This is a genomic window from Pseudomonas sp. W15Feb9B (assembly GCF_000828175.1).
Classification (GTDB): Bacteria; Pseudomonadota; Gammaproteobacteria; order Pseudomonadales; family Pseudomonadaceae; genus Aquipseudomonas; species Aquipseudomonas parakoreensis.
Genome location: NZ_JTKF01000029.1, coordinates 240900 through 261657, shown reverse-complemented (window position 1 = coordinate 261657; position 20758 = coordinate 240900). Strand labels below are relative to the sequence as shown.

Below are 20758 nucleotides of genomic sequence, written 5' to 3'. Positions count from 1 at the left end.
CCAGCTCCCACCAGGATTTCGGTCGTTCACCTGTTTTGTGTACACCAAATAACCTGTGGGAGCTGGCTTGCCAGCGATTGGCGCACAGCGCCAGCCGCTCTCAGGAACGGGTCGGTGGCTTGCGCAACAGACTCGCCGCCATCACCCCGAGGAACACCACACTCACCAGCAACACCGCCCACAAGCCGATTTTCTTCCAGTTGGTTTCGGCCACCGCCGCTGTAGTGGCCGGGGCGGTCGGCGTGGGGATCACGTCGCCCTGCACCGTCGCCTTGCCCAGCGTCGCGAGCTTCTGCGGTTTGAAATCCGGAATCAGCGTGCTCAGCGGCAGATTCGCGGTTTTCACCGTCGGATTGCCCAGCGCCAGGCTGTAAGGTCCGTCACCGCGCGCGAGGAAAATTACCTGCGTCGCCCGCACCGCGTATTTCAGGCTCGGTGCCTGCTCGCCCAGACCACCGCCGCGCTCATCCACGCTCAGTTTCAATTGCTGCACGGTTTGCCCGTACAACTGCAATTCGTTCTGCACCACGTCCTGACCGTTCTGGGTCAGGCGATACAGCAAACCGTTGCTCAGGGGCTGCCACGGCAGGCTGCTTTCGCGGCGACCCGCGAGGGTGACCGGCGCCAGACTGTTCGGTTGTTTCAACTCGACCTGCACCCGCTCGACATTCAACCCCATCGGCAACTGCCAGGTGTACTCGCCGGATTGGGTGCTGCTGCCCGTCAACGCTTGCGACCAGACCAACGGCAGCGGCACGTTGCGTGGATCGCTGCTTTTCAATTGCACTGCAGTGAGGATGGGTGCCGAGGTGGACGCCTCCCACAGCAGACGCAGATAGCGCGCCGATTGCCCCGGCAGCGTCACCTCATGCTGTTCGATGCGCTCGTCGGAGAACGTCAGGCGCGCGACCTGCCCTTCGCCCCACGCCTGCCAATGCTGCAAGTCATCACTGGCCTCGATGCTGAAGCGCTGGAAACCGTCGCGTTCGCTGGTCCAGTCGAGGATCAGTTGCTGCAGCGGCGCCTTGATCGCGCTGGCATCGAGCAGCCAGCCGCGCAGCACCTCTTCGCCGGCCTCCAGTTGCGTCGACGGCTGCACTTCCACCAGTGTGCCGGTGGTGGTCGATTGCACGCGTACGTTCGGCGCGCGCTCGCTGGCGTCGGCGGCGTTGTACAGCGGGAACCACTTCACCTCATGCAACTGCCCGTCGTCGCGGGTCTGCGCCGATTCCCGGGCCAGGGCGTAGGCCTGCGGCTCGCCAGCAGCGTTGAATACGCGCAGGTCGCTGAGATCGGTCTGGCGTGCCTGCAATTGCGCGCTCAGCGGCAGATCGAGGCGATACCAAGGGCCGTTGCCGCTCACCGTCAGCGGCACCTGCGTGGCGAAGTCCGCCGGTTTTTCCTGCGCGCCGGCAACCATCACCACGCCCAACGCCAACCACCCCAGATTCAGCATGCGACTCAAGATGAAACTCCTTCGGTATCCGGCACGGGTTTGTCCGCCACCGGTTCGGCTTCGACACGTTTCGGTGGCAGCGGTGCAAAGTAGCCCACCACCAGCAGCAACACGCCGACGCCGATAAACGAGACGATCCGGGCGAGGCCGCCACGGTTGCTCAATTCGACAAAAATCAGTTTGGCCACCACCAGCGCAATCAGCGCCGCGCCGATCAGCCACACTTCGCGACGATGGCGCAGATGTCCGCCGATCATCAGACCCAGCGCCATCAGGGTCCAGACGATGGACAACCCGGCCTGCACCAGCATCGACTCAAGCAAAAGATCCAGCTCGAACGGGATCCCCGCCCAATGGTGCGCAGCGCGGGTCACCAGCGCGGTGCAGAAAGCGAACAGCGAAACCCCGGCGACCAGTTGTGTGGCGTACTCGGCGTAATCCTTGCGCAGGGCAAACTGCGTAACCGCATGACGCGACCAAACGTACACCCCGAACAAGGCGAACAGCAGGCCCAATTCCAGCGGGTTGATCAGCGGTACGTACGGCAGCGGTTCGGCATTGCCGTCGCTGAAGCCGTTGGCCAGCCAGAACCACGCCAGCATCAGCACTGCCAACGGCGCAGCGGCATACAAACGATATTCGCGCGGGAACGCGGCCACCGGCCAAGGCCAGTTGCGTGGAGCCGCCGCCAGCAACAGATACAGGCTCGGCAGGACCGCCCAGCCGAGCCAGCGCCAGGCGTTGTATTGCTCGGACAACAGCAGCAAGCCGTAGCGCAATTCCAGCGCCAGTACGCCGATCAGCAGCCAGCAACCCAGCACATGCGCCGTGCTCAAGGCCCGTGCCGGCAACATCGGCGCCAGACGCCGCAAGCTGAAGAAGTGCACGACGAACACCAGCACCCACGCCAGCCAGCCGACATTCGCCGCCGGGTGATAACGCGAATGCCACGCCGCCAGCAGCACCAGCCCCGCCGCCGGGATCAGCAAGGTGCAGAGCAGGCCCAGCGCCGGCCATTTCAGGCGCAGCGCCAACAGCGTCCACAACGCCACGCTTAGCGCGGCGACCAGCAGCAACAGCGGCGCCTGCACATTCAACGGTGCAAAACGCAGCACCTCACTGACCCACGCCAACGCCCACCAACCGGCGCCCCACACCAGCAGCACTTCGGACAGGCGCTGCAAGCTCAGCGCATCGAACGCCGAGGCATGATTGCCCAGTTGCAAACGCCAGGCACCGACCAGCGCGGCCAGCCCCAATACCAGTGGCGTCCAGAAGCTGCCATGGGCCAGCGGCCGCAATCCTTCGCTGGCCAGCGGCCCGAGCAACTCGGGGCCGGCCAACAAGAACGCCGCGCCGCCGATCAACTGCAATAACAGGCCGAAGACAAAACTCACGCGCTGCTTGAGGTACAGGCTCAACCAGATGATCAGCAAGCCGCTGGCCGCCCACACCGCACTCGCGGTTTGCCACGGCAGCACGAACAGCACCGCCAGGTTGATCAGCACCAACCCCGCCAGCAACACCACCGACAAGCCGCGCAGCAGCCGCACATCACCGCGCACCATCTCGTCCCGTGCCGCCAGCAACATCCCGGCGATCAACGCCAGACCGATCAGCGATGCGCTGAGCAACCCGCTCCACCCGGCGCTGAACACCGCCGCCGAATCCTCGCCCGCGCCTTGCAGACGCAAAAGGAACAGCGCACCGCCGAGCAACTGCACGGCGAACGCGGTGAACAGGAACGTACGCGATTGCAGGCGCAGGCCGACAAACAAGGTCACCAATCCGGCCAAAGCCCAACTGATCGCTGTCGCCTGAACAAAGAAAAACAACGGCGCCAGCAAATACAGGAAGGTCAGGCCCAGCGCCGCCAGCACCGGCAAACCCTGGCGCTCCCACAGCGAAGCCTGCTCCGCCGAGGCTTTGCGCAATTGATAGAAACTGAACAGCAGCGCGAGGCCAAGCATCAACGCCCCCAACGGTGCGCCGTCGAGCAGACTGCTTTCGCCGACCCGCAACTGACTGAGGAACGCCAGCGCCGAACCCAGTTGCAGCAACAGGGCAAACGCTCGGGCGAACGGCCGCTGCTGACGCAGACCGAGCCAGAAAATCCCCGCGCCCTCCACTGCCCACGCTGCTGAGGTCCAGCGTGCATCGAGGCCTAGCGGGATCGCCAGACTGGCGAAAATCACCCCCAGCGCCAGACAGGTTTCACCCAATAACAAGGCGCGACCACCCATCAGTAACCGGGCCAGGCCCATGTAGATCACGCCCAGTGCGAGAGCACTGAACGCAGCGGCGAACTCCAGGTGCTGCACCAGCGCAAACTGCAAACCGAAGCCCACGAGCGGCGGCCCGAACAGCATTGTGCCGTCGACGTAGTCGCCCTTGCGCGCCGACCAGTGCAACAGTGCTTCGCGATCGCCGTCTGCCGGTGCATCGGGCATGTCGAGCAACTTGCGCCGGGCAAACAACAGGCCGATGGCCAGGTACATCAGGAAGAACAGAATCAGGAACGGTTCGGTGCTCCACAGCAACTCGGGCGCATACCATCGCAGCCCCCAGGCGAAACCGATGCCGAACGTGCCAACGAATCCGATCAGGTTGAGCAGGCGCCAGGCCTTGAACCAGGCGATGGCGAGAATGCCGGCATTGAGCAAGGCGAAATAGCTGAACAGCGCGACGTGGTTGCCGGCACCGGTCGAGGTCAGGATCGGCGCGGCGAAACCGCCCAATGCTGCAGCCGCTGCCAATCCCAGCGCATCTTGGGTGATGGAGAGAATGGCCGAAAACACCGTGACCGCCACCAGCAACCCCAGCGCGGCGGACGGATCGAGCAACGGATGCAGACGCATCGCCGCAAACACCGTCAGGTACAGCACCGCGATCCCGGTGCCCTGCAGTATCAGCGCATAGCTGCTGTTGCGCCGACGCAACCACCAGCCCAACGCCAGCAGGGCCAACGCCGCCGCCGCAACGCCGGCATAACGCAATTCGATCGGCACCACCATGCCTTCAGTGGCATAGCGCAGCAGGAACGCCAGACCGAAAAACAACAGCACCACGCCGACCCGCAACACCGTGTTGCCGCCGAACAGCCAGTTGCGCGCAGCACGGATGCCGCGCTCGATCAGGTTCGGGCCACGGGGTTCGGCCGGTTGTGTGGGGACTGCGGGCTCGTCGGTGACGGCGTCCAGACGCCAGACATCGGCCGGCAGCGGCTGGCTGGTTTCGCTGGCAACGGCAGAGATAGGTTCGAGTTCCGGCGGCAGTTCCCAGACCAGCTCAGGGGTGGCGGCGGATGCTTGTTCGGCAACGATGACGGGGTCGACGGCAGCGTCCGGCGTCGGCGCCATGCTCGGCGGCGTAGTGCGCACGCCGGCACCTTCAAGCAGGAACAGACGCTGCTCGACAGCCTGCAAGGCGACTTTGGCCTGCTCCAGTTGGCGCTGTTGTTCGGTGGCCTGCGAGCCAAGCCGGGCAAGGCGCAGCGTTTGCCCGATCGCCAGCCCGAGCAGCGCCCCCAATAGCGCGGCACTGAACGACTCATCAAGCAGCCAGCCGAGCAGCAGCCCGATCAACATGAACATCCATTGCATGGTCGATATCCCTAAGCGCAAAGGCCAATCCGGGAAGATTAGCGCAGCCTGATCCAAAAAGATCGCAGCCTTCGGCAGCTCCTACAGGGTTATGTGAACACCTGTGTAGGAGCTGCCGAAGGCTGCGATCTTTTCCGGCGCGCCGATTATATCGAGCCCAGCGAAAAGTTACTCCAGTGCCTTCCAGATATCCGTGGCGTACTCACGAATGGTCCGGTCAGAGGAAAACCAGCCCATCCGCGCCGTGTTGAGCACTGCCGAACGCCACCAGTTGTTGGCGTCGTGCCAGTGCGCATCGACGCGTTTCTGTGCTTCCCAGTAGGAATCGAAGTCGGCGCAGACCAGGAAGCGGTCGTAGTCCACCAGCGAATCAATCAGCCCGGTATAGCGCGACGTGTCATCCGGCGAGAACACGCCACTGCGGATCGCTTGCAGCACGTCGCTCAAACGATGCGACGCGGCGATGTCCGGCGCGGCGCTGAACTCGTGGTTCTGTTTGCGCGCTTCAACCTGCTGCGCGCTGAGGCCGAAGATGAACATGTGCTCGGCGCCGATGCGCTCGCACATTTCTACGTTGGCACCGTCGAGGGTGCCGATGGTCAGTGCGCCGTTGAGACCGAACTTCATGTTACTGGTGCCCGACGCTTCGAAGCCGGCCGTGGAAATCTGCTCGGACAAGTCCGCCGCCGGAATGATGCTCTCGGCGAGGCTGACGTTGTAGTTGGGCAGAAACACCACCTTCAGCAAACCACGCACGGTCGGGTCGTTGTTCACTACACGGGCGATGTCGTTGGTCAGCTTGATGATCAGTTTGGCCTGGTGATAACTCGCCGCTGCTTTACCGGCGAAGATTTTCACCCGAGGTACCCAGTCGACTTCCGGCTCGGCACGAATCGCCTGATACAGCGCCACCGTGTGCATCAGGTTGAGCAACTGGCGCTTGTATTCGTGGATCCGTTTGACCTGCACGTCGAACATCGCCGCCGGATTGACCGCGATCCCCAGCCGCTCGTGAATCAGATAGGCCAGGGCCTTTTTGCTGTGCAGGCGCTGTTCGGCGAAGGCTTTGCGGAAGGCGGGTTGCTCGGCGAACGGTTCCAGATCGAGCAAGCGCTCTTCCGGGTTATCCAGCACCTGCGGGCCGAGGGAGTCGACCAGCATCGAGGTCAGTTCGGAGTTGGCCTGGAACAACCAGCGGCGGAAAGTGATGCCGTTGGTTTTGTTGTTGATCCGCTCCGGGTAGAGCTTGTGCAGTTCGGCGAACACGGTCTTGCGCATCAATTGCGTGTGCAGCCCGGAAACGCCGTTGACGCTGTGCGAACCGAGGAACGCGAGGTTGCCCATGCGCACCCGACGACCGTTGTCTTCTTCGATCAGCGACACCGCGCGCAGCACGTCGAAATCATGAATGCCCTTGGCGCGCAGCGAGTCGATGTGCTGCGCGTTGATCAGGTAAATGATCTGCATGTGCCGCGGCAGCATGCGCTCCATCAGGCCGACCGGCCAGGTCTCCAGTGCCTCGGGTAACAGCGTGTGGTTGGTGTACGACAGCGTGTCGACGGTGACTTGCCACGCCGCATCCCAGGCCACGTCGTAGACGTCGACCAGTTGCCGCATCAATTCAGCAACGGCAATCGAGGGGTGGGTGTCGTTGAGCTGGATCGCCGCGTGATCGCCCAGGGTCAGCACCGAGGTGTGCATGTTGCGATGGCGACGCAGCAAATCCTGCAGCGAAGCCGCGACGAAGAAATATTCCTGACGCAGGCGCAGCTCCTGCCCCGCTTCGGTGCTGTCCGCCGGGTAAAGCACCCGGGAAATACTTTCGGCGCGGGCTACCTCAGCCACCGCGCCCAAGTGGTCACCGGCGTTGAAGCGCTCAAGGTGCAAGTCTTCCATGGCGCGGGCACGCCACAGGCGCAAGGTGTTGACGCTCGCCCCACGCCAGCCGACCACCGGCGTGTCGTAGGCAATCGCCCGTACGGTTTCTGCCGGCGACCAGACCTGTTTGGTCTTGCCACTGGCATCGGTGACGGTTTCGACGCTGCCGCCGAAGCCGATGGTGTACACCACTTCCGGACGCTCGAATTCCCACGGGTTGCCGAAATCCAGCCAGTGTTCGGTCTGCTCCTGCTGCCAGCCATCGACGATGGCTTGGCGGAACAACCCGTGCTCATAACGAATGCCGTACCCGTGCCCGGCAATGCCGAGGGTCGACATGCTTTCCATGAAGCACGCCGCCAGACGCCCGAGACCACCGTTGCCGAGCGCCGCATCGGGTTCCAGCAGACGAATGCGTTCCAGATCGACACCCAGTTCAGTCAGCGCTTCACGCGCGACGTCGAGCAGGCCGAGATTGCTCAGGCTGTCGTAGAGCAAACGACCGATGAGAAATTCCAGCGAGAGGTAATACACTCGCTTCTGGCCTTTGCGGTAGATCTGCCGGGTGTGGTCCATCCAGTGTTCGACCATGTGGTCGCGTGCCGCCAGAGCAATGGCTTCGAACCAGTCATGGTCAAAGGCGTGATCCGGGTCTTTGCCCACCGCATAGGTGAGCTTGGTCAGGACGGCATCGCGGAATGCGGCCACCTCTGCTTCGCGAACTAGTGGTTCTTGAGTCATCGATAGGACCTCGAGCGAGCGGGGAATTGTCTGAGCCTAGACGGTCTGACCGACGGTAGAGGCGCAGGTTCGGCAGTTTTTCCGAAGACGGTGAGATAGCCCGGCATTACCTTGGCGAGTGGGCTAATGAATGCAGGGGCCGTGCCGGACTGAATGGCATTTACACGGCGTTTGCAAAAATCTGGCGAAAGGTTGTTCAAAAATCCACCAGTCCCGGTATGATCGCGCGCCCTGATGCACACACGCCTGGTAACCCCCGATGATGAAGCCCAACCTGATTGCCGCCGCCGAGATCGACCGCCTCGATACGTGGGCCAAATATTCGGCCCCGATGTGCGGCTCTTGTGTCTCCAGCTGCTGCACCCTGCCGGTCGAGGTCAAGATCAAGGACCTGGTACGCATCGGCGTGGTCGACGAGTTCGAGCTGGGCGATCCGCCGAAGAACATCGCCAAGCGCCTGCAAAAGGAAGGGCTGGTCGAGCGCTTCAACCAGAAATCGGGGATCTTCACCCTGCAGCGCATGAGCAACAACGATTGCTACTACCTGGATCGTAAGAGCCGCCTGTGCACCATTTATGACAAGCGCCCGGACACCTGCCGCAACCACCCGAAAATCGGCCCGCGGCCAGGGTATTGCGCGTACAAGCCGAAAGAAGTCGAGCGGGTGCAGAATTCGCGGTCGATCGAGAAGTTCTGACCCTTCCTGATATTTTCGGCGCCTGTCCGGCCGCCATCGCTGGCAAGCCAGCTCCCACATTGATTGTTGTCGTACACAAGATTCATGTGCGACGCAAAACCCTGTGGGAGCTGGCTTGCCAGCGATGAGGCCAGCACAAACCCCGAACAAATCCCGGACAAACAAAAACGCCCCCGGTCTCGCGACCGGGGGCGTTTTTTCAAGCTCGGGCTGAATTACGCCTTGGCTTTCTTGGCAGCGCGGGTACGCTCGCTTTCGTCCAGGATCTTCTTGCGAAGACGGATGGACTTAGGAGTGACTTCGCACAGCTCGTCTTCCTGGATGTATTCCAGAGCCTGTTCCAGAGTGAAGCGAACAGGTGGTACCAGAGCGATGGTTTCGTCTTTACCCGAAGCGCGCATGTTGTCGAGCTTCTTGCCTTTGGTAGGGTTCACACCCAGGTCGTTGTCGCGGCTGTTCTGACCAACGATCTGACCGTTGTAGATCTCTTGGCCGTGTTCTACGAACAGCTTGCCACGAGCCTGCAGGGTTTCCAGCGAGTAGGTCAGTGCCTTGCCGGTTTCAACCGAAACCAGAACGCCGTTCTGACGGCCGGACATGTGGCCCGACTTCACTGGCGCGTAACGGTCGAAGATCGAGGTCAGGATGCCAGCGCCGTTGGTCAGGGTCAGGAACTGGTTACGGAAACCGATCAGACCGCGAGCAGGGATGTTGTATTCCAGACGAACACGGCCCTTGCCATCCGGCACCATGTTGCTCAGGTCGCCTTTACGCAGACCCATCTCTTCCATGACCTTGCCCTGCGATTCTTCAGGGATGTCGATGGTGACGTTTTCGAACGGTTCCTGCTTCACGCCGTCAACTTCACGGATGATCACTTCAGGACGGCCCAGGGCCAGCTCGAAGCCTTCGCGACGCATGGTTTCGATCAGTACCGAGAGGTGCAGCTCACCACGGCCGGAAACCTTGAACTTGTCAGCCGAGTCGCCTTCTTCAACGCGCAGTGCAACGTTGTACAGCAGCTCTTTGTCCAGACGATCCTTGATGTTACGGGAGGTCACGAACTTGCCTTCTTTACCGCAGAATGGCGAGTCGTTTACCTGGAAGGTCATGGAAACGGTTGGCTCGTCAACGGTCAGCGGCTTCATCGCCTCGACGGTGTTGATGTCGCACAGGGTGTCGGAGATGAACAGCTCGTCGAAGCCGCTGATGCAGACGATGTCGCCGGCTGCTGCTTCTTCAACGTCAATGCGGTGCAGGCCGTGGTGACCCATCAGCTTCAGGATACGACCGTTGCGGCGCTTGCCGTCGGCGCTGATCGCGACAACCGGGGTGTTCGGCTTGACGCGACCACGAGCGATACGGCCAACACCGATAACACCCAGGAAGCTGTTGTAGTCCAGAGCGGAGATCTGCATCTGGAACGGACCGTCACGGTCAACGGCCGGAGGCGGAACGTGGTCGACCACTGCCTGGTACAGCGCAGTCATGTCTTCGCCCATGGCGGTGTGGTCCAGACCGGCGATGCCGTTCAGGGCCGAAGCGTAAACAACCTGGAAGTCCAGTTGTTCTTCGGTCGCACCGAGGTTGTCGAACAGGTCGAAGATCTGATCCAGAACCCAGTCCGGACGCGCGCCTGGACGGTCAACCTTGTTGATGACCACGATTGGACGCAGGCCGGCTTCGAACGCCTTCTTGGTCACGAAACGGGTTTGCGGCATAGGGCCGTCTTGAGCGTCAACCAGCAGCAGAACGGAGTCAACCATCGACATTACGCGTTCTACTTCGCCGCCGAAGTCGGCGTGGCCCGGGGTGTCCACGATGTTGATGTGGTAGCCGTTCCAGTTGATGGCGGTGTTTTTCGCCAGGATGGTAATACCGCGCTCTTTTTCCTGGTCGTTGGAGTCCATCACGCGCTCGTCGTTGAGCTCGTTGCGCTCCAGGGTGCCGGATTGACGCAGGAGTTTGTCTACCAGGGTGGTCTTACCATGGTCAACGTGGGCAATGATGGCGATGTTACGTAGATTTTCGATCACTTGTGTATCTCGATCAGAGGATTCGGTTTGCTGACAAGTCTTGGCAGCGATTAACAGTAGTGTCCGGCATGGCCGTTACAGCTTGACGGCGGTGTCGGGGGGCCGGTGACGCAGGCCACAGGCAAACAGCCCCGGGCACTTAGCTCGGTCGATAAACGCGCACATTGGCATGCCCCTCACTGAGCAAATGGTGAGCATGCAGGCGACTCATCACGCCTTTGTCGCAATACAGCAGGTACTGGCGAGTCGGATCCAGCTCCTTGAAACGAGCGTTCACTGCATAGAACGGCATCGTCTGTACTTCTATGCCGGCGAGTTCCAGCGGGTCATCCTCGGCCGCATCCGGGTGACGGATGTCGATGACGATCTGACCGGCCAGCGCTTCGCCGACTTCTTCGATCTGCAAGTCCTGGCCCAATTCGTCGATCACTCGATCGATCGGCACCAGTTTGGCGTTTTCGAGCGCACGCTCGAGAACCGCCATGTCGAATTCTTTCTCTTCGTGCTCAACACGGTGGCGCTTGGCGGCGGTCTTCGGATTGACCGAGATGACCCCGCAGTACTCCGGCATGTGCCGGGCGAAATCGGCGGTGCCGATCTCGTTGGCCGTGTCGATGATGTCCTGCTTGTGCGCAACGATCAGTGGGCGCAGGACCAGTTTGTCGGTCACGCAGTCGATCACCGACAGGTTCGGCAGCGTCTGGCTCGATACCTGGGAAATCGCTTCGCCGGTGACCAGCGCGTCGATGTGCAGCCGGTCAGCGATGGCCGACGATGCGCGCAACATCATACGCTTCAATACGACGCCCATATGACTGTTATCGACTTTGCCGAGAATTTCGCCCAACACTTCTTCGAACGGAACACTGACAAATAGCACGCGTTGCGAGCTGCCGTACTTCTTCCAGATGAAATGCGCGACTTCCATCACGCCCAATTCGTGGGCACGCCCGCCGAGATTGAAGAAGCAGAAATGCGCCATCAGGCCGCGGCGCATGATCTGGTACGCAGCAACCGTCGAGTCAAAGCCGCCGGACATCAATATCAGCGTCTGCTCCAGGGCGCCGAGCGGGTAACCGCCGATGCCGTTGTGCTGGCTGTGGATGACAAACAACCGTTGGTCGCGAACTTCGATGCGAACTTCGATTTCCGGGTCTTTGAGGTCGATTCCGGCCGCACCGCACTCACGACGCAGCTTGCTGCCGACGTATTTTTCGACGTCCATCGAGCTGAACGGATGCTTGCCTGCACGTTTGCAGCGCACCGAGAAAATCTTCCCGGCCAGCACATCGCCGTAGTGTTGTTTGCACTTCTCGGTGATGTCGTCGAAGTCGCCCAGCGGGTATTCGTCGATCTGCAGAAAGTGCGCGACACCGGGAGTACAAGTGAGGCGCTCGCCCATCTCTTTCAAGGCTTTGGGGTCAGTAACGCGGGTTTCCAGCTCGAGATTGTCCCACACACCGTTCACCACCACGGCCGGGTCCAGATCGCGGAGCACGGCGCGGATGTTCTTGGCCAGCTGGCGGATGAAACGCATCCGGACAGGGCGGCTTTTGATGGTGATCTCGGGGAAGACTTTTACGATTAGTTTCATGAAAACAGCGCGCGCAGGGCCAGCCGAAAAAGGGGGGCGCGGATTATAGCGGAAATTGCTCAAGGTTTAACCAGTTAATATGCAGAAGGTTTCACTTGCACCAAAACGGGTCATTTCTGATTTGAAGCGCTACATTAAGGGGCGATAATTTCGCCTTTATGGCGCTTTCTTGCTTTGAAAGCGTGAAATTGGGGCAAAAAACCCATGCTGGGGCACTGGCATGCAATTTGCTCCCTTGTGAGGCAGGTTGCCTTGGCAGAGTATCTGCGCCGGCATCACCCAAATTAAGGGCATCCACTACCAAGCCCTAAGCCACCCGGAGGACACTATGTCGAAGTCGGTTCAACTCATCAAAGATCATGACGTCAAGTGGATTGATCTGCGCTTCACGGACACCAAAGGCACTCAGCACCACGTGACCATGCCGGCTCGCGATGCGCTGGAAGACGACTTCTTCGAAGTCGGCAAGATGTTCGACGGTTCCTCCATCGCTGGCTGGAAAGGCATCGAAGCCTCCGACATGATCCTGCTGCCGGACGACGATACTGCCGTTCTCGACCCGTTCACCGAAGACGCGACCCTGATCCTGGTTTGCGATATCATCGAACCTTCGACCATGCAAGGTTACGATCGCGACCCGCGCGCCATCGCACACCGCGCCGAGGAATACCTGAAGACCACCGGTATCGGTGACACCGTCTTCGCCGGTCCAGAACCAGAATTCTTCATCTTCGACGAAGTGAAGTTCAAGTCCGACATCTCCGGCTCGATGTTCAAAATCTACTCCGAGCAAGGTTCGTGGATGTCCGACCAGGACATCGAAGGCGGCAACAAAGGCCACCGTCCTGGTATCAAAGGCGGCTACTTCCCGGTTCCGCCGTTCGACCACGACCACGAAATCCGTACTGCCATGTGCAACGCACTGGAAGAGATGGGCCAGACCGTTGAAGTTCACCACCACGAAGTGGCGACTGCCGGTCAGAACGAAATCGGTGTCAAGTTCAACACCCTGGTGAAAAAAGCTGACGAAGTTCAGACCCTGAAATACGTTGTCCACAACGTTGCCGACGCTTACGGCCGCACTGCGACCTTCATGCCGAAGCCACTGTACGGCGACAACGGCTCGGGCATGCACGTACACATGTCCATCGCCAAAGACGGCAAGAACACCTTCGCTGGCGAAGGCTATGCCGGCCTGTCCGAAACCGCCCTGTACTTCATCGGCGGCATCATCAAGCACGGTAAGGCCCTGAACGGCTTCACCAACCCGGCCACCAACTCCTACAAGCGTCTGGTGCCAGGTTTCGAAGCGCCGGTGATGCTGGCCTACTCGGCTCGCAACCGTTCCGCCTCGATCCGTATTCCTTACGTCAACAGCCCACGCGGCCGTCGTATCGAAGCTCGCTTCCCGGATCCGGCTGCCAACCCGTACCTGGCTTTCGCAGCACTGCTGATGGCCGGTCTGGACGGTATCCAGAACAAGATCCACCCAGGCGATGCCGCTGACAAAAACCTGTACGACCTGCCGCCTGAAGAGGCGAAAGAGATCCCACAAGTTTGCGGCAGCCTGAAAGAAGCCCTGGAAGAGCTGGACAAGGGCCGTGCGTTCCTGACCAAGGGCGGCGTATTCTCCGACGACTTCATCGACGCTTACATCGCGCTGAAATCCGAAGAAGAAATCAAGGTCCGCACCTTCGTACACCCACTGGAATATGAGCTGTACTACAGCTGCTGATCCGGTAGCGCTGCGCTACGCGGCGTGACAAAAGAGGCCTCCTTCGGGAGGCCTTTTTATTGCCCACGATTTATGAAGCTACACAAATCCCCGGTGGGAGCGAGCCTGCTCGCGAAGGCGGCGTATCAGTCGCCATCCCCGTCAATGACCCACCGTATTCGCGAGCAGGCTCGCTCCCACAGGGGATTTTGGCGTCTGAATGATCTCCGGATATGTCCCGGGCTGGGCCAACCGCCGCACCCTGGCCTATGCTGCAACCCATCGCTTTCTTTCCCGGTCGATTTCATGGGTCGCACCTTTCTCTACATTCTGCTGCTGATCGCCCTGCCCGCCGCCGCGCAGATCTACAAGTACACCGACGCCAACGGCAACACGGTTTACAGCGATCACTCGCCGGACGGTGTTCAGGCGCAGCCGGTCGAGTTGCCGCCACTCAACCGCGTCGAGCCACAGGCACCGAGCGCGCCAGCGCCTTCAAGCACCGACACACGCCCCGCGGCACGCAGTGCCTACGAGGTGCTGGAACTGACCGGCCTGCCCAGCGAAGAAGCGCTGCGCGCCAATAACGGCACCTTCACCGTCAGTGTATTGATCAAGCCGCGTTTGCAGGCGCCGCACCAATTGAGGCTAGTGCTGGACGACGCGCCTTACGGCCAGCCGAGCAACGTGCCGATCCTGCAACTGGTGAATGTTGATCGTGGCGAGCATCGTCTCGCGGTGCAGGTGATCGACGGCGAAGCGATCATCCAGCAGAGCCCAACGGTCGTGTTCACCGTGCAGCGGGTGCACAAGCCATGAGGATTTTCTGGCTGATCCTGTGCCTGTTGGCCCTGCCCGTTTCGGCGGAGGTCTTCACCTACGTCGATGCGCAGGGTAATCGCGTCTACACCGATCAGCCGCGCGGCAACGCCAAGCGCGTACCTATCGCGACCAGCAATCGCATGTCGGCCAACCCCACGGCTGCAGCACCGATCAGCACCGCGAAAAAGGTCGCGGAACAACCGCTGTTCCACTACGACATGCTGCGCATCCTGATCCCCGAGCCGGACGCGACCCTTCGCAGCAGTGCGGGCGAGATGATCGTCAGTGTCACCAGCGAGCCCGGTTTGCAGCAGGGCCATCGCTACCGCTTGCTGCTCGACGGCCAGGCCACTGGCGAGCCGAGCCTCAGTCCGGTGTTTCCGTTGAGCAACATCGACCGGGGCAGCCACAACCTGTCGGTGGAAATCCTTGATCAATTGGGTCGCACCGTCGAACGCACCGCCAACCAGCCGTTCCACATGCTGCGCATCTCGCTGGCACAGAAACGCCAAGTCAAACCCTGCGTCAGCGAGGACTACGGCGTGCGCCCGGAATGCCCATTGAAAGACAAACCCGCCGAAGAAAAAAATCCCTTCCTGCGCTTCTTCTAACGCTGTTCAGCTTTGCGCACTATATTGGTGCATAAGACTGCACCGTACTCACATTGCAACCCATTTTGGTTCGAAACTTCCCGCTGGCGTGTGTGGAGCGCCACGCAAGCGAGCGTCAAACGCCTGTTTCAGGGGACAAACGCTTCTTTTCGGAGCCTTGGTTTGGTTTTTGCATTTTCCGTTTAACGACGCCTGCTTCTTGCGCACGCTCCGCCCCCAAAAGAGGCTCCGATGACTATTAGCGACGCAATCCACCGTTTGCTGCTCGACAACCTGACCACCGCTACCATCCTGCTCGACGCGGAATTGCGCCTTGAGTACATGAACCCGGCGGCCGAGATGCTGCTGGCCATCAGCGGCCAGCGCAGCCATGGGCAGTTCATCAGCGAGTTGTTCACCGAGTCCACCGAAGCGCTCAACTCGCTGCGTCAGGCGGTCGAACAGGCACACCCGTTCACCAAGCGCGAAGCGATGCTCACCGCCCTCACCGGCCAGACCCTGACCGTGGACTACGCGGTGACGCCGATCCTCAGCAACGGCGCAACCATGCTCCTGCTGGAAGTGCACCCGCGTGACCGCCTGCTGCGGATCACCAAGGAAGAGGCGCAGTTGTCCAAACAGGAAACCAGCAAAATGCTGGTGCGCGGCCTGGCCCATGAGATCAAGAATCCGCTCGGCGGCATCCGTGGCGCCGCGCAATTGCTGGCCCGCGAACTGCCGGAAGACAGTCTGCGCGACTACACCAACGTGATCATTGAAGAGGCCGACCGCCTGCGTAATCTGGTCGACCGCATGCTCGGCTCGAACAAGCTGCCATCGCTGGCGCTGTGCAACGTCCACGAAGTGCTGGAGCGCGTCTGCCAACTGGTCGAAGCGGAAAGCCAGGGCTGCATCACCTTGGTGCGCGACTACGACCCGAGCATTCCCGACGTATTGATCGACCGCGAACAAATGATTCAGGCCGTACTGAACATCGTGCGCAACGCGATGCAGGCGATCAGCAGCCAGAACGAGCTGCGTCTGGGGCGCATCAGCCTGCGCACCCGGACCATGCGCCAGTTCACCATCGGCCATGTCCGCCATCGCCTGGTGACCAAGATCGAGATCATCGACAACGGCCCGGGGATCCCGGCGGAACTCCAGGAAACCATCTTCTTTCCCATGGTCAGCGGCCGCCCGGACGGTACCGGGCTGGGCCTGGCCATCACCCAGAACATCATCAGCCAGCACCAGGGCCTGATCGAGTGTGACAGCCACCCCGGCCACACCACGTTCTCGATCTTTTTGCCACTGGAACAAGGAGCCACATCGACATGAGCCGTAGTGAAACCGTGTGGATCGTCGATGACGACCGTTCTATCCGTTGGGTTCTGGAAAAAGCCTTGCAGCAGGAAGGCATGACCACGCAGAGCTTCGACAGCGCCGATGGCGTGATGAGTCGTCTGGCCCGTCAGCAGCCTGATGTGATCATTTCCGACATCCGCATGCCGGGCGCCAGTGGCCTCGATCTGCTGGCGCGCATCCGCGAACAGCACCCACGGTTGCCGGTCATCATCATGACCGCTCACTCCGATCTGGACAGCGCCGTCGCCTCCTATCAGGGCGGCGCGTTCGAGTACCTGCCCAAGCCGTTCGACGTTGACGAGGCGGTATCGCTGGTCAAGCGCGCCAATCAGCATGCGCAGGAACAGCAAGGCCTGGAAGTGGTACCCGCGCTGACCCGCACCCCGGAAATCATCGGTGAAGCACCGGCGATGCAGGAGGTGTTTCGCGCCATCGGCCGCTTGAGCCACTCCAACATCACCGTGTTGATCAACGGCGAATCCGGTACCGGTAAAGAACTGGTGGCCCACGCCCTGCACCGCCACAGCCCGCGCGCGGCCTCGCCGTTCATCGCGCTGAACATGGCGGCGATCCCCAAGGACCTGATGGAATCCGAGCTGTTCGGCCACGAGAAAGGCGCGTTTACCGGCGCGGCCAACCTGCGCCGTGGACGTTTCGAACAGGCGGACGGCGGCACGCTGTTCCTCGACGAAATCGGCGACATGCCAGCCGATACCCAGACCCGTTTGCTGCGGGTGCTGGCCGACGGCGAGTTCTATCGCGTTGGCGGGCATGTGCCGGTCAAGGTCGATGTGCGGATCATTGCCGCGACCCACCAGAACCTGGAAACCCTGGTGCACGCCGGCAAATTCCGTGAGGACTTGTTCCACCGCCTCAACGTGATCCGCATCCACATTCCGCGCCTGTCGGACCGTCGCGAAGACATCCCGACCCTGGCCAAACACTTCCTCAGCCGCGCCGCGCAAGAACTGGCGGTGGAACCGAAGCTGCTGAAAAGCGAGACCGAGGAATACCTGAAGAACCTGCCATGGCCGGGCAACGTGCGGCAGCTGGAGAACACCTGCCGCTGGATCACCGTGATGGCCTCCGGTCGCGAAGTGCACATCAGTGACCTGCCACCGGAACTGCTGAGCCTGCCGCAGGATTCGGCACCGGTGACCAACTGGGAGCAGGCGCTGCGTCAGTGGGCCGATCAAGCCTTGGCCCGCGGCCAGTCGAGCCTGCTCGACAGCGCCGTGCCGGCGTTCGAGCGGATCATGATCGAGACCGCGCTGAAGCACACGGCCGGACGCCGGCGTGATGCGGCGGTATTGCTCGGCTGGGGGCGTAATACCCTGACCCGCAAGATCAAGGAATTGGGGATGAAAGTGGACGGTGGGGATGATGATGAGGGGGATGAGGGTTAAGCCCCTCCTCTAATCGTCCGCGAAAAGATCGCAGCCTTCGGCAACTCCTGCAGAGAACGCATATCCCTGTAGGAGCTGCCGAAGGCTGCGATCTTTTTTTGTGTGCACCGCCACAAGGCACGGCGAACCGCAATTGGGCATAAGTTACTGATCAAAAAAACACCAAGCAGGTTCAAAGCTCCAGCCACACAGAAGCATCAAAGCCACGATTTACGGGGCTTTCGCGCATCTGAAGCTTTTTTCTGTTTCGAAATACTAAAACTGGCACGCCGCCTGCAATATCCCTCACAGGTGATTCGATTCACCACCCGTTTCGGGGGCCTTGGTACAGGCAGGCCGGGGATTCCCCTCTTTACACCGGGTTCAAACCGCAACGCGGCGAACCCACCCTTTTGGGATCCTTGGTACAGGCAGGCCGGGGGTTCCCTCTTTACACCGGACCGACGCTCTCAGCGAAGTCCACGCCGTTTTGGGAACCCTGGTACAGGCAGGCCGGGGATTCCCGCTTTTATTGCTCCCGGAGATGGATCTCCAGCCGCCAGCGGTCACCGACCTTGCTCCCGGCCCATTCCCCTTGCAGCGGCCGCGCCGCCAGCACTGTCAACAACAGCCCACCGTCACTCACTCGCGTACGCCAGTTCACATCCTTGCCATTGAGCTTGAGCTGGCCCTTCTGCGCGCGGCCTTCAGCCTGAAACAACAAAGCCACAGTACCGTCGATGATCTCGCCGTGCAGCTTCGGCTCATTGTTGAACCACACCACCAAGCCGTCAGCGGTCACGTCGACCTGCTGCAGCACGCTCGGGTCCGGCGTGGTCAGGCGACCGATCATCAAGCCGACCATCAAGCCGAAAATCGCCAACGAACCGATCACCCGCGGGAATAGTTTCGAACGCGGGTCGGCTGGCGGCGTAGAATGCGCGTCATCTTTACCTTCGGAGCCGTGCATGTTTCACGTCATCCTTTTTCAACCAGAAATTCCGCCGAACACCGGCAACGTTATCAGGCTGTGCGCCAACAGTGGCTGCCACCTGCATTTGATCGAACCGCTGGGTTTCGAGATGGACGACAAGCGCTTGCGCCGGGCCGGTCTCGACTACCACGAATATGCCACGTTGCAGCGCCACGCCGACCTCGCCAGTTGCTTGGAGAGCCTCGGCCACCCACGGTTGTTCGCGTTCACCACCAAGGGCTCGCGGCCGTTTCACGATGCCGCGTTCGTCCCGGGCGATGCGTTCATCTTCGGCCCGGAAAGCCGTGGCCTGCCGCCGGAAGTGCTGGACGCCCTGCCCGCCGAACAGCGCCTGCGCCTGCCGATGCGTGAAGGCTGCCGCAGCCTGAACCTGTCCAACACTGTGGCGGTGGCCGTGTACGAAGCGTGGCGGCAGAACGACTTTAAATAACCACCCGCCCGCAAAAACATCACCCCTGTAGGAGCTGCCGAAGGCTGCGATCTTTTGATCCTGTTTTTGAAGATCAAGATCAAAAGATCGCAGCCTGCGGCAGCTCCTACATGAAGTCATGAAGTCTGTATTCCAACCCAAGAAAAAAGCGCCCGTTACGGCGCTTTTTTCGTTGTCGCTCAAACCGCTTATTGTACGGTCGGCGTCTCGCCCGCAGCCTGCATGCGCTGCAGCTCTTGCGCGTACAGGGCGTCGAAGTTCACTGGCGCCAGCATCAGGGCCGGGAACGAACCGCGGGTCACCAGGCTGTCCAGGGTTTCGCGAGCATACGGGAACAGGATGTTCGGGCAGAACGCACCCAGGGTGTGGCTCATCGAAGCCGCGTCCAGGTTCTTGATCAGGAAGATACCGGCCTGCTGCACTTCAGCGATGAAGGCCACTTCGTCGCCGTTTTTCACGGTCACGGACAGGGTCAGCACGACTTCGTAGAAATCGCCTTCCAGTTCTTTCTGACGGGTATTCAGGTCCAGACCGACGGTAGGGTCCCACTGCTGGCGGAAGATCGCCGGGCTTTTCGGGGCTTCGAAGGACAGATCGCGTACGTAGATGCGCTGCAAGGAGAATTGCGGTGCGGTTTCTTCTTCGCTGGCTGCAGTGTTCTGTTGGTCAGTCATCTCAGATCCTTTCTGATCTTGGGTCTTTTAGGGATTGCTGTACGTGGGTGCAGCCGTTCAGGCCTTGAGCAGCGCGTCGAGCTTGCCGGCGCGCTCCAGGGCATACAAATCATCACAACCACCGATGTGCTTGTCGCCGATCCAGATCTGCGGCACGGACGTGCGTCCGGCCTTCTGGCTCATGGCAGCACGAATCTGCGGCTTGCCATCGACCTTGATCTCTTCGAAGGCCACACCTTTGTTCGCGAGCAATTGCTTGGCTCGCATGCAATAAGGGCAGTAATCGCTGGAGTAGACGATGACTTCGCTCATATCACTTCACCAACGGCAGGTTGTCGCCTTTCCAGCTGGAGATCCCGCCGGACAGCTTGGCGGCGGTGAAGCCGGATTTCATCAGCTCGCGAGCGTGGGTACCAGCGGTCTGGCCCAGGGCGTCCACCAGAATGATGGTCTTGGCCTTGTGCTTTTCCAGCTCACCGGCACGCGCGGCCAGCTTGTCTTGAGGAATGTTGATCGCGCCAACGATATGACCGGCGGCGTAATCTTTCGCCGGACGGATGTCCACCACCACGCCTGCGTCCTTGTTGACCAGTGCGGTCAGCTCGCCAGTGCTCAGGCTTTTACCGCCGCCCTGCATCGTGTGCGCCAGCAGCAGAGCCAGCAGTACGACGAAGATACCGACAAGAATGTAGTGGTTAGTGGCAAATTCAATCAGGTGAGCAACCATCGAAGGAGGTTCCAGGGCGTTAAAATGTCGGCCAGTATACACAGCCACTATGG

At 60.8% G+C, this 20758-nt stretch carries 16 protein-coding genes; 7 read left to right on the top strand and 9 right to left on the bottom strand.

All coding sequences use genetic code 11. The features are described from left to right. Positions 1–100 precede the first annotated feature (100 nt). The 3 genes from OC71_RS16590 to OC71_RS16580 form a co-directional block, all read right to left on the bottom strand. Positions 101–1465 carry a DUF3999 domain-containing protein gene (locus OC71_RS16590; protein ID WP_041071445.1) on the bottom strand — a complete coding sequence of 455 codons (1365 nt, stop codon included), beginning with the start codon at positions 1463–1465 and terminating at the stop codon, positions 101–103. Beyond that, the gene (locus tag OC71_RS16585; protein WP_041071443.1) at positions 1462–5058 is read right to left on the bottom strand and encodes a DUF2339 domain-containing protein; all 3597 of its coding nucleotides are present in this window, start codon (positions 5056–5058) and stop codon (positions 1462–1464) included. The genes OC71_RS16590 and OC71_RS16585 overlap by 4 nt, the downstream gene beginning before the upstream one ends. A 168-nt stretch (positions 5059–5226) precedes the next feature. Beyond that, on the bottom strand, positions 5227–7677 hold the full coding sequence (locus OC71_RS16580) for a glycogen/starch/alpha-glucan phosphorylase (protein WP_041071440.1): 2451 nt from the start codon (positions 7675–7677) through the stop codon (positions 5227–5229). A 259-nt stretch (positions 7678–7936) separates the two neighbouring features. Here OC71_RS16580 and OC71_RS16575 point away from each other — a divergent pair, with 259 nt between their 5' ends. After that, positions 7937–8374 carry a YkgJ family cysteine cluster protein gene (locus OC71_RS16575; RefSeq protein WP_007961740.1) on the top strand — a complete coding sequence of 146 codons (438 nt, stop codon included), beginning with the start codon at positions 7937–7939 and terminating at the stop codon, positions 8372–8374. A gap of 215 nt (positions 8375–8589) precedes the next feature. Here the strand turns inward: OC71_RS16575 and typA are convergent, their stop codons facing one another. Then, positions 8590–10410, bottom strand: coding sequence for a translational GTPase TypA (gene typA / locus OC71_RS16570; protein WP_007961739.1), 1821 nt, complete (start codon positions 10408–10410; stop codon positions 8590–8592). Between the two features lie 139 nt (positions 10411–10549). Further along, positions 10550–12004: a tRNA uracil 4-sulfurtransferase ThiI gene (gene thiI / locus OC71_RS16565; RefSeq protein ID WP_041071437.1), complete on the bottom strand. Its 1455-nt coding sequence runs from the start codon at positions 12002–12004 to the stop codon at positions 10550–10552. 328 nt (positions 12005–12332) lie between these two features. On the opposite strand from thiI, the gene glnA reads away from it, so the two are divergent. The 5 genes from glnA to ntrC all read left to right on the top strand — a co-directional run bounded on the left by glnA (position 12333) and on the right by ntrC (position 17901). Continuing rightward, positions 12333–13739 (top strand): glutamate--ammonia ligase, encoded by a 1407-nt coding sequence (glnA, locus tag OC71_RS16560; protein WP_003220788.1) that lies wholly within the window; start codon positions 12333–12335, stop codon positions 13737–13739. A 285-nt stretch (positions 13740–14024) separates the two neighbouring features. Then, the gene (locus tag OC71_RS16555; protein ID WP_041071434.1) at positions 14025–14537 is read left to right on the top strand and encodes a DUF4124 domain-containing protein; all 513 of its coding nucleotides are present in this window, start codon (positions 14025–14027) and stop codon (positions 14535–14537) included. Continuing rightward, positions 14534–15151, top strand: a complete 618-nt coding sequence (locus tag OC71_RS16550; protein WP_041071431.1) for a DUF4124 domain-containing protein — start codon at positions 14534–14536, stop codon at positions 15149–15151. Before OC71_RS16555 ends, OC71_RS16550 begins: the two co-directional genes overlap by 4 nt. 231 nt (positions 15152–15382) lie before the next feature. Next, complete coding sequence (gene glnL / locus OC71_RS16545; RefSeq protein ID WP_007961730.1) at positions 15383–16468, top strand: nitrogen regulation protein NR(II); 1086 nt, start codon at positions 15383–15385, stop codon at positions 16466–16468. Continuing rightward, on the top strand, positions 16465–17901 hold the full coding sequence (gene ntrC, locus OC71_RS16540; RefSeq protein WP_007961729.1) for a nitrogen regulation protein NR(I): 1437 nt from the start codon (positions 16465–16467) through the stop codon (positions 17899–17901). Before glnL ends, ntrC begins: the two co-directional genes overlap by 4 nt. Before the next feature lie 508 nt (positions 17902–18409). On the opposite strand, the gene OC71_RS16535 is transcribed toward ntrC, so the two are convergent. Further along, on the bottom strand, positions 18410–18850 hold the full coding sequence (locus OC71_RS16535; protein ID WP_041071428.1) for a hypothetical protein: 441 nt from the start codon (positions 18848–18850) through the stop codon (positions 18410–18412). Here OC71_RS16535 and OC71_RS16530 point away from each other — a divergent pair. Beyond that, positions 18849–19304 carry a tRNA (cytidine(34)-2'-O)-methyltransferase gene (locus OC71_RS16530; protein ID WP_041071426.1) on the top strand — a complete coding sequence of 152 codons (456 nt, stop codon included), beginning with the start codon at positions 18849–18851 and terminating at the stop codon, positions 19302–19304. The genes OC71_RS16535 and OC71_RS16530 overlap by 2 nt on opposite strands. A 188-nt stretch (positions 19305–19492) precedes the next feature. Here the strand turns inward: OC71_RS16530 and secB are convergent, their stop codons facing one another. The 3 genes from secB to OC71_RS16515 are packed head-to-tail and all read right to left on the bottom strand — an operon-like array spanning position 19493 to position 20705. Then, complete coding sequence (gene secB, locus OC71_RS16525; protein WP_025110924.1) at positions 19493–19978, bottom strand: protein-export chaperone SecB; 486 nt, start codon at positions 19976–19978, stop codon at positions 19493–19495. A gap of 57 nt (positions 19979–20035) precedes the next feature. Further along, the gene (grxC, locus tag OC71_RS16520) at positions 20036–20290 is read right to left on the bottom strand and encodes a glutaredoxin 3 (RefSeq protein ID WP_041071421.1); all 255 of its coding nucleotides are present in this window, start codon (positions 20288–20290) and stop codon (positions 20036–20038) included. Between the two features lies 1 nt (position 20291). Then, on the bottom strand, positions 20292–20705 hold the full coding sequence (locus tag OC71_RS16515) for a rhodanese-like domain-containing protein (protein ID WP_041071418.1): 414 nt from the start codon (positions 20703–20705) through the stop codon (positions 20292–20294). Between the last annotated feature and the right edge of the window lie 53 nt (positions 20706–20758).

Excerpts from the sequence above, each read along its gene's own strand:
- OC71_RS16585 (WP_041071443.1), bottom strand. The coding sequence starts at position 5,058 with ATGCAATGGATGTTCATGTTGATCGGGCTGCTGCTCGGCTGGCTGCTT.
- OC71_RS16580 (WP_041071440.1), bottom strand. The coding sequence starts at position 7,677 with ATGACTCAAGAACCACTAGTTCGCGAAGCAGAGGTGGCCGCATTCCGC.
- OC71_RS16575 (WP_007961740.1), top strand. The coding sequence starts at position 7,937 with ATGATGAAGCCCAACCTGATTGCCGCCGCCGAGATCGACCGCCTCGAT.
- thiI (WP_041071437.1), bottom strand. The coding sequence starts at position 12,004 with ATGAAACTAATCGTAAAAGTCTTCCCCGAGATCACCATCAAAAGCCGC.
- glnA (WP_003220788.1), top strand. The coding sequence starts at position 12,333 with ATGTCGAAGTCGGTTCAACTCATCAAAGATCATGACGTCAAGTGGATT.
- OC71_RS16555 (WP_041071434.1), top strand. The coding sequence starts at position 14,025 with ATGGGTCGCACCTTTCTCTACATTCTGCTGCTGATCGCCCTGCCCGCC.
- OC71_RS16550 (WP_041071431.1), top strand. The coding sequence starts at position 14,534 with ATGAGGATTTTCTGGCTGATCCTGTGCCTGTTGGCCCTGCCCGTTTCG.
- glnL (WP_007961730.1), top strand. The coding sequence starts at position 15,383 with ATGACTATTAGCGACGCAATCCACCGTTTGCTGCTCGACAACCTGACC.
- ntrC (WP_007961729.1), top strand. The coding sequence starts at position 16,465 with ATGAGCCGTAGTGAAACCGTGTGGATCGTCGATGACGACCGTTCTATC.
- OC71_RS16530 (WP_041071426.1), top strand. The coding sequence starts at position 18,849 with ATGTTTCACGTCATCCTTTTTCAACCAGAAATTCCGCCGAACACCGGC.
- OC71_RS16535 (WP_041071428.1), bottom strand. The coding sequence starts at position 18,850 with ATGCACGGCTCCGAAGGTAAAGATGACGCGCATTCTACGCCGCCAGCC.
- secB (WP_025110924.1), bottom strand. The coding sequence starts at position 19,978 with ATGACTGACCAACAGAACACTGCAGCCAGCGAAGAAGAAACCGCACCG.
- grxC (WP_041071421.1), bottom strand. The coding sequence starts at position 20,290 with ATGAGCGAAGTCATCGTCTACTCCAGCGATTACTGCCCTTATTGCATG.
- OC71_RS16515 (WP_041071418.1), bottom strand. The coding sequence starts at position 20,705 with ATGGTTGCTCACCTGATTGAATTTGCCACTAACCACTACATTCTTGTC.